This window comes from Barnesiella sp. CU968, from assembly GCF_905219685.1.
In the GTDB taxonomy this organism is placed as follows: Bacteria; Bacteroidota; Bacteroidia; order Bacteroidales; family Muribaculaceae; genus Lepagella; species Lepagella muris_A.
In genome coordinates this window covers 1-8,244 of sequence record NZ_CAJMXD010000108.1, presented here as the reverse complement: position 1 = coordinate 8,244, position 8,244 = coordinate 1, and the positions used below count along the sequence as shown (strand labels likewise).

The following is an 8,244-nucleotide window of genomic DNA, read 5'->3' as shown; positions in this document are numbered from 1 at the left end:
GAAAGATCCGCTGAGGTTGAGAAAAGAATTAACAATATCATTATTTTAACTTTCGTAAATAAGTCAAGACGAGTTCACTGTTAAAGGCTGTTTAAAAAACTATCTAACATGTCAATTAATTTATGCTACTTATGAATCGGTTTTCATTCAAAAAGCTCCTGACAAGCATTCTGCTTCTAACATCAACCATACCAGGCATCAAGGCTGACAATACAATGTCAGACGGAATCGTATATCAAGACAAACACGTAAGATTCACGGTTGTGACAGATGGATTAATGCGGATGGAGTATTCTCCTGACGGCAAGTTTATCAATGACAAATCTCTTGTTGCCGTATGCCGTAATTATCCGGCAGCCTCAGCAGAAGTTAAAGAAGATGGTCAAAACATTATTGTATCCACATCAAAGATGACCCTGCGGTATAAAAAAAATTCAGGTGCATTCAAATCCGATAATCTTTTCATCGAATCGTCAGGCAACATAAAACCGTTCAAATGGTGTCCGGGAACGGAACAGAAAAACAACCTTCTGGGCACAACCCGCACCCTTGACCAATGGGACGGACCGGACATAATGAAAAAAGGGGAAGACGGGAAAAGACATCCCGTGCCGGGAAAACTTGACAAAGGACTTCTGGCACGCGATGGATGGACCTTAATTGACGATTCTAAGAATTTTTTATTCGACAATAACCCCGACATGGAATGGGTAAAGACTCGAAAAGTCAAGAAAGGTGCACAAGACTGGTATTTCATGGCATACGGCAATGATTACAAGACTGCACTCAAAGATTTCACTACCCTTGCAGGCAAAATTCCCCTTCCTCCAAGATATGCATTCGGATATTGGTGGTCAAGGTGGTGGGCATATTCCGAACATGAATTCAAGCAGCTCATAAAAGATTTTGAAGACTACCGGATTCCTCTGGAAGTATTGGTAATCGACATGGACTGGCATTATACGGATGAAGCACACGGAGGATGGACCGGATGGACCTGGAACGAATGGCTTTTTCCAAACCATCGTAAATTCCTGAATTATTTACGCGATAAAAACCTTAAAGTAACCCTTAACCTTCATCCGGCATCGGGTATCAAGAAATTCGAGGCTGCATACCCTGACGTGGCACGTGAAAACGGCATTGATCCCTCTTCAGAGAAAGACGTTGAATGGGTGACATCCGACAAACGGTTTGTCAACAGTGTCTTCAGAAATATTTTAAATCCCATGACAGATGAAGGTGTCACATTTTGGTGGCTCGACTGGCAGCAAGACCTTTATGATTCAAAAATAGACAGCCTCAGCAACACATGGTGGCTCAACTATACTTTTTTCACAAAAATGGCAAAAGAACGGAAAGTCCGTCCTATGCTTTATCACAGATGGGGAGGACTTGGCAACCACCGCTATCAGATCGGTTTTTCAGGAGACAATTATGTAACGTGGAAATCGCTTGATTTTTTACCCTGGTTCACAGCAACGGCATCAAACGTATGCTATGGATTCTGGAGTCATGATCTTGGGGGGCATTACATGGCTGCTGGCGATACCGTTACAAACCCGGAATTGTATATACGCTCAATGCAGTTCGGCACATACGCCCCAATAATGCGGACACACTCCAATAAAAACGCCCGCCTCGTTAAGGAACCCTGGAATTTTGACCGCAATACGCTGAATGCTATCCGCGATGCCATACAAAGCCGTTACGAACTTGTTCCATATATCTATACCATGGCGCGAAAAAGCCATGACACATCAGTGTCGATATGTCGTCCCATGTATTACGATTACCCGGAAAATGACGAAGCATATGCCATGAAAAACCAATACATGTTCGGAGACCGTATGATAGTAATGCCTGTTACAAGTCCCGGAGTCGATGGATTTTCCGAAATTGAAGTGTGGCTTCCGGAGGGAGACTGGTATGAGAAAGCCACTGGAACAATGCTTCATGGCGGCAAGACATACAAACGTAAATTCGCTTTGGACGAGACCCCGGTATACATCAAATCCGGCTCCATAATACCCCTTCATGCAGAAAAAGAAAAGACGCTGCGCCGCAATGACGCTCCCATAGCATTCACTATATATCCCGGAGAGAGCGACAGCTTCATGTTATATGAAGACAACGGAGATGACCAGAAATACGACAACGAACATGCATTCACGGAGGTTTCCAGCAATCGTAATCACAATATGCTTACGTTCACTATATCTCCACGCAAGGGAACATATGCCGACATGCCGGCAAGCCGACGTTTTGAGATCCGCATTCCTGCAACAGCAAGACCATTAAAAGTAAAAGTAGACGGGATAGAATCTCAATATTCCTATGATCCTACCCAACTATGTACCATAATAAATATTCCGGAGAAAAGCTGCGACATTGAACGCACCGTGGAAGTGACACTGCCTGAAGGCTCTGAAATAACTGACGGAACAATAGGCAACATGAAACGCTTCGTGGAAGCATTCGGAGGATTAAAAAACATATATGCCAAACTTAGAGTCAATAGTGATTTCGGACCGATGGCAACAATATATGAGGCACTCGAATATTATCCCGAACGCAACAGTGAACTTATAAGTCAATTCAACAGTCGCTATGCCCGCATTCATGAAATTGTGAAAGAGCAGGAAATGAGCGACAAAGCCAGAAACTGGTTCTTGAAAAAACTCGGAATTGAACAAGATCCGGATAATCTTAAGTAAGCGGTAAAACAGGCAATGGCAGAAGAAGGCACACATAACGAATCTAAACTGATAGCTTCATTAAGAAGCGGATCGGTCCATGCGTTTGATGCTTTGTATGATATGTATTACAGACGTATCTATGGGTATTGCCTGAATTTCACCAAATCTCAGAAAGATACAGAAGATATTGTTCAAGAGATATTTATCAAGTTATGGCTTAACCGGAAAAGTATTTATGTCGATGAGTCTATCAGCAATTATCTTTTCAGCATAGCCAAAAACAAACTGATAAGCATTTTAAGGACAAACATAGGCTCCCCTCATTATGAAGATTATATCGACTATTGTGAAACAATAGGCACTGAAGACGAATCCTTATTGGAATATAAAGAATTTGCAGACATGGTGGAACGCGGCATTTCAAAACTGCCGCCTATGCAACAGCGCATAGTCAGACTGTCTAAATTCGCATATATGTCAAACAAGGAAATCGCACATCTCTGCAACATCACTGAACAGACTGTAAAGAATCAGCTTGTCAGCGGATTGAAAAGAATAAGAAGCTATCTGGATTCCCAAGATGCCTGTTTCATTCTTATCATAATCTTAGCCTGCGGATTAACATCATCCACATAACCTGTAGGCTGTTTTAACAACAGTTTTTAGAAACTGTATAAAATACAAAACGATCATGAAAGACCTCATTAGAAAATATCGGGAAAACAAGTTATCAAGGGAAGATCTAAGGATTCTCCGTGATAAACTGCAGTCAATTCCTCCTGAAGATCTGAATAAAGCGGTTCTTGAAGACTGGGAAAACTACCCGGCTGTCAATTACGACGATGATGACCCGCATAAAGAAAAGACCTTATGCGATATTCATCATTTACTGAAAATCGAAAGAAAAGGCTTCAGTAATTCATTCCGGAATATTTCGCGCAATGTGGCAGCCATGCTCCTGCCTGTTTTCATGATCGCAACAATATATTATTATACACATCCGGCTGCCAACCCCTCTTTTATGGCTGTCACAACCGAAAAAGGAGAACGAGCGTCAGTGTTTCTTCCTGACGGAAGCCGGGTCATGCTTAACGGATCATCCTCTATTTCATATGATGCAGACGCTTTTTCACGCGGAAACAGGAATATAGAATTCTCAGGAAAGGCTTTTTTCAATATCACAAAAGATCCACGACACCCGTTTGCTGTGAATGCCACCGGATTAAAAGTGTCAGTCATGGGAACCAAGTTTAATCTCAAGGCTGTCAGAAAAGATCCCGAAGCTGTGTTATATCTCAAATCCGGACTTGTGAGTCTACTGTCTGAAAAAAGCGGTAAAAACGCCATTGTGCATCCCGGTGAGAAGGCTGTGCTCAATTACGGTAACGGACACATCAGCATTAGCCAACCGGACCAGAATGAAAACATACTGGCATGGCACACGAAAAAACTCAGTTTTAACGATGAAGATCTATACTCTGTAATATCCACTATCGAAAAATATTATGGCTGCAAAATAATTGTAGAAGGAGCAAATATTGACAACAGTATTTTTACCGGCACAATACCCACTGACAATCTGCAGCTTTCAATTGATGTAATAGAGCGGATATTCAACGTCAGACTCAAGATAAAAAATAGATCCCATTAAACACATGTTTTATAACATGCAGCCCCGAATAGTACATTTAATGTAAAGTTGCGTCTTGGACTTTACGAAAAACCAATAACAATTCGATTAACCTTATGAACCGATTGAAAAACGTATTACGGCACATCCTATGCATTTTCTTTCTGTCGCTTTTAGCACAGACGGCAAATGCTCAGGATGCAAAAGTGACAATCGACATTCACGATGCGTCACTTAAGAGTCTATTGAAGACCATTGAAAAGCAGACACCCTATCATTTCTCGTATAACAGCGCAGACGTGTCACGGGTACGCAACATTACCATGAAGTTATCCCAAACGCCAGTATCGGCAGTGCTCGTAAAGGCTCTGGATAAAACAGGTCTGACGTATTACATGATGTCAAATGAAATAATAGCGATATCACCAAAAGGTAAAACTGCAGGGAAAGAAAAGAAAGAAAATTTCAAGGTAAATGGTGTTGTCACACATGAAGACGGAGAGCCTGTGATCGGAGCCACAGTTTCAGTGGTTGGCAGCAAGAATGTTGTAACGACAGATATTGAAGGTAAATTCAGTCTTAACAACATCAGGAAAGGGGACAAACTAAACGTTTCTTATTTTGGGTGCGATCCGGCGAAGCTGACTGTAAAAGATTCCTCTCCTGTCAATCTTACCCTTTATCCATCGGCTTCGGATCTAAACGAAGTTGTTGTGATTGGATACGGAACGACAGAACGGAAACGGGTCACGACAGCCATATCCAGCGTAAAGGGAGAAGACCTTCTGCAGGGTGTGGGAGGCTCCACAATAGCCACGGCTATAAAAAGCAAGATACCCGGACTGATTATAGACAGCTCCAACAACCCCAACGGCGTTCCCACATTTCAGTTAAGAGGAGTCGCATCGGTAAAAGGCAGCTCCGGACCACTCATTGTCATTGACGGGATTCCGGGAGGAGACCTCCGCTCCATAAACCAGGAAGACATCGAATCCATAGATGTGCTGAAAGACGCTTCGGCAGGGGCAATCTACGGCACCCGTGCGGCAGGAGGTGTCATTATAGTGACCACACATAATGGAAAAAGCGGACGTGTGAAAGGCACTTTCTCTAACGAATTTTCCATTGATCATCTCCGCAAACGTCCGCAGATGCTGTCCGCAGAAGAATACGTCACGGAATTTGTAGAGAACGGCTATGGTGCCGACTATGGCTATGCCACTGACTGGTATGATGAAATGATAAATGACAATGCATTTTCACATAAGCACACCCTTACGCTGACAGGTGGCAGCGACAAGGCAAACGTATATGCATCTCTTATGTATGGAGATGACAACGGCATTATAAAGAAAAACTCCAGAACAGATTATTCAGGGCGTTTGAACGCAAATTTCAACATGTTCAAGAACCGCGTCCAACTGAATGTGCGTCTCCAGGTTCGCAGGTCGACACGTGTGAATTTCGGAGGTAACTCAGGACTCTACACGGCAATGCAGGCAAACCCGACAATACCGCTGATGGATCCGGACAATCCTAATCAATATAATGTTGACAATTACGGACTGACCGGTACAAATACAAGTCCGGTTGCCGACATAATGTATCGCGACGGACGCACGAACGACCAATGGATCACCGGAACTGGAACAATAAAGTATCATGTAATAAAAGGGCTTGACCTCATCGGCACCGCAAATATCGACCTCCGCGAAAGCCGGACATGGCTTTGGTGGGACCCGTTGCACCGGTCAATGCAGGATACCGGCAAAAACGGCAAGGCTTCACACTCTTTCGGTCGGGACAGATATAATTCATATGAAGCCTACGCTTCCTATAAACTTGATTTCTTCGACAACCATCACATTGACGCAGTGGCGGGGTGGAGCTTCAATGAAAACCACGGTGATTCTTTCGAGGCTGCAAATTCGGATTTCACCGTAGAAGGCGTCGGGCCATGGAATCTGGGAGAAGGCTCTGACATGAAAGAGGGACTTGCATCCATGGGGTCAACCAAAGACACACGCCAAAGACTGATAGCGTTCTTCGGTCGCGTAAACTATTCCTATGACGACAGGTATCTTTTCATGGCATCATTCCGTCGTGAAGGTTCCTCTAAATTCGGACCTGAAAACAGATTCGGAAATTTCTGGGCGCTCTCAGGCGGATGGCGCATCAATCGTGAGCAATGGCTAAAAGACGTGGAATGGGTCAACGATTTAAAGATCCGTCTCGGATACGGGGTTACCGGTAACAACGGAATCCCTTCGGGCATTTACACACCTGTTGTCGGATATTATGGCGACTATCCGGTAAACGGACAATGGATACACGCCTACGGCACCGGGGCAAGCTTCAACCCTGCCATCAAATGGGAAGAGAAAAACGAATTCAACATAGGAACAGACTTCTCTCTGTTTAACGGCCGTCTATGGGGTCGTTTCGACTGGTATCACCGCAAAGTCAACGACCTTGTCTATTCCGTGTTGGTGCCCCTGCCCGACTATATGTATGACCATTGTTATAAGAACATCGGATCCTTGTCAAACACCGGTTGGGAATTAGAGATAGGCGGCACCATACTCCAGACCCACGGTTTCAAATGGAACACGGCATTACGCCTTTCCGGGAATAAATCCAAAATATCCCGACTCGGTGACGAAGGCGCCTACATGGATTCCTCCGCCCTACCCGCTCCCGGAAGCCCCGGCAGCGTGATGAGGATATCGGCACAATCCAACATCGGACAATACTGGCTATACCGCTTCGCCGGACTTTCCGACGAAGGTAAATGGCAGATATACGACAAAGACAATAATATCGTTCCTGCCAATTCTACATACCTGAAAGCTGAAAACCGGGTCTATAAAGGCAACGCCCTTCCCAAATGCATGCTTTCCATGGATCACAGCCTCTCTTTCCGTAATTTCGATCTGAGCATGCAATTCCATTCATGGCTGGATTTCGACATATACAATGCCAATGCCATGTATAACGGAATACGCACGAAAACAGGCACGAACGTTTTGCGTGACTGGTATTACGACCATAAGGAAATAAAAGACGGAGACCACGTGCTCACAGACTATTTTCTTGAAGACGGCTCATTCCTGAAGATAGATGCCATAACCTTGGGATATACGCTCCCCATGAAAAAATGGACAAATGACTACCTGCAGTCATTCCGGTTCTATTTCACGGCACGCGATGTGGCATGTTGGACAAAATATAGCGGATATAATCCGGAAGTACAGGCAACCGGACTTTTCCCCGGAACAGAGCTTCCCAATATAGGCTATCCGGTGGCAGCGCGTTTCACATTCGGCATACAAATGAATTTCTAAACTCACATTCAAATGAAAACTATAAGATATATTTCACTCATGGCAATTGCAGGATGCCTACTGTCATCCTGCGACATGAACGAAGAAAACTATACGAGCACCACTCCCGAAATTTTTGCCACGACTCCTGAAAAAGTCGACGCACTCGTGGCATGCGCGTTCGTTGACCGCACGGTCTTCCTAATCAATGAAAGATGGTATGCACAGGAATATTCAACCGATGAAATGATATGCCCCACAAAAACGTCAGGAGACTGGTATGACGGAGGTAGCTACGCAAGGATGCATTACCATCAGTGGACCACCAACGAGAGCATCATACGATCCACCTACAACGGGGTGATGCAAGGTGTTTCAAGAACAAACGAGGCGTTGACATTCCTGCAGCGCATAGATCTTGAGAAAATCGGGCTTGACGAGAAATATATAGAAGAGACTCAGGCGCAACTGCATTCCCTCCTTGGATGGTTCTATATGAGAGGACTGGATTATTTCGGTGGCTTGCCGCTTTACAAAGGTGACGATCACGGCATGCGTCCCCGCGCCACAGCGCGTGAAACCTTCAACTTTA

Annotated in this window: 4 protein-coding genes and 1 pseudogene; all 5 read left to right on the top strand. The window is 44.4% G+C overall.

Annotated elements, in window-relative coordinates; genetic code table 11:
• Positions 1 to 131 precede the first annotated feature (131 nt).
• Positions 132 to 2,717: a glycoside hydrolase family 31 protein gene (locus JX312_RS05930; protein WP_204457380.1), complete on the top strand. Its 2,586-nt coding sequence runs from the start codon at positions 132 to 134 to the stop codon at positions 2,715 to 2,717.
• Positions 2,718 to 2,732: 15 nt separating this feature from the next.
• On the top strand, positions 2,733 to 3,335 hold the full coding sequence (locus tag JX312_RS05925; RefSeq protein ID WP_204457379.1) for an RNA polymerase sigma factor: 603 nt from the start codon (positions 2,733 to 2,735) through the stop codon (positions 3,333 to 3,335).
• Between the two features lie 55 nt (positions 3,336 to 3,390).
• Entirely contained in the window at positions 3,391 to 4,350 is a 960-nt protein-coding gene (locus tag JX312_RS05920) for a FecR family protein (RefSeq protein WP_204457378.1), read from the top strand.
• 95 nt (positions 4,351 to 4,445) lie between these two features.
• Positions 4,446 to 7,673 (top strand): SusC/RagA family TonB-linked outer membrane protein, encoded by a 3,228-nt coding sequence (locus JX312_RS05915; protein ID WP_123405545.1) that lies wholly within the window; start codon positions 4,446 to 4,448, stop codon positions 7,671 to 7,673.
• 12 nt (positions 7,674 to 7,685) lie between these two features.
• A pseudogene (locus JX312_RS05910) lies at positions 7,686 to 8,244 on the top strand (RagB/SusD family nutrient uptake outer membrane protein); the annotation flags it as partial.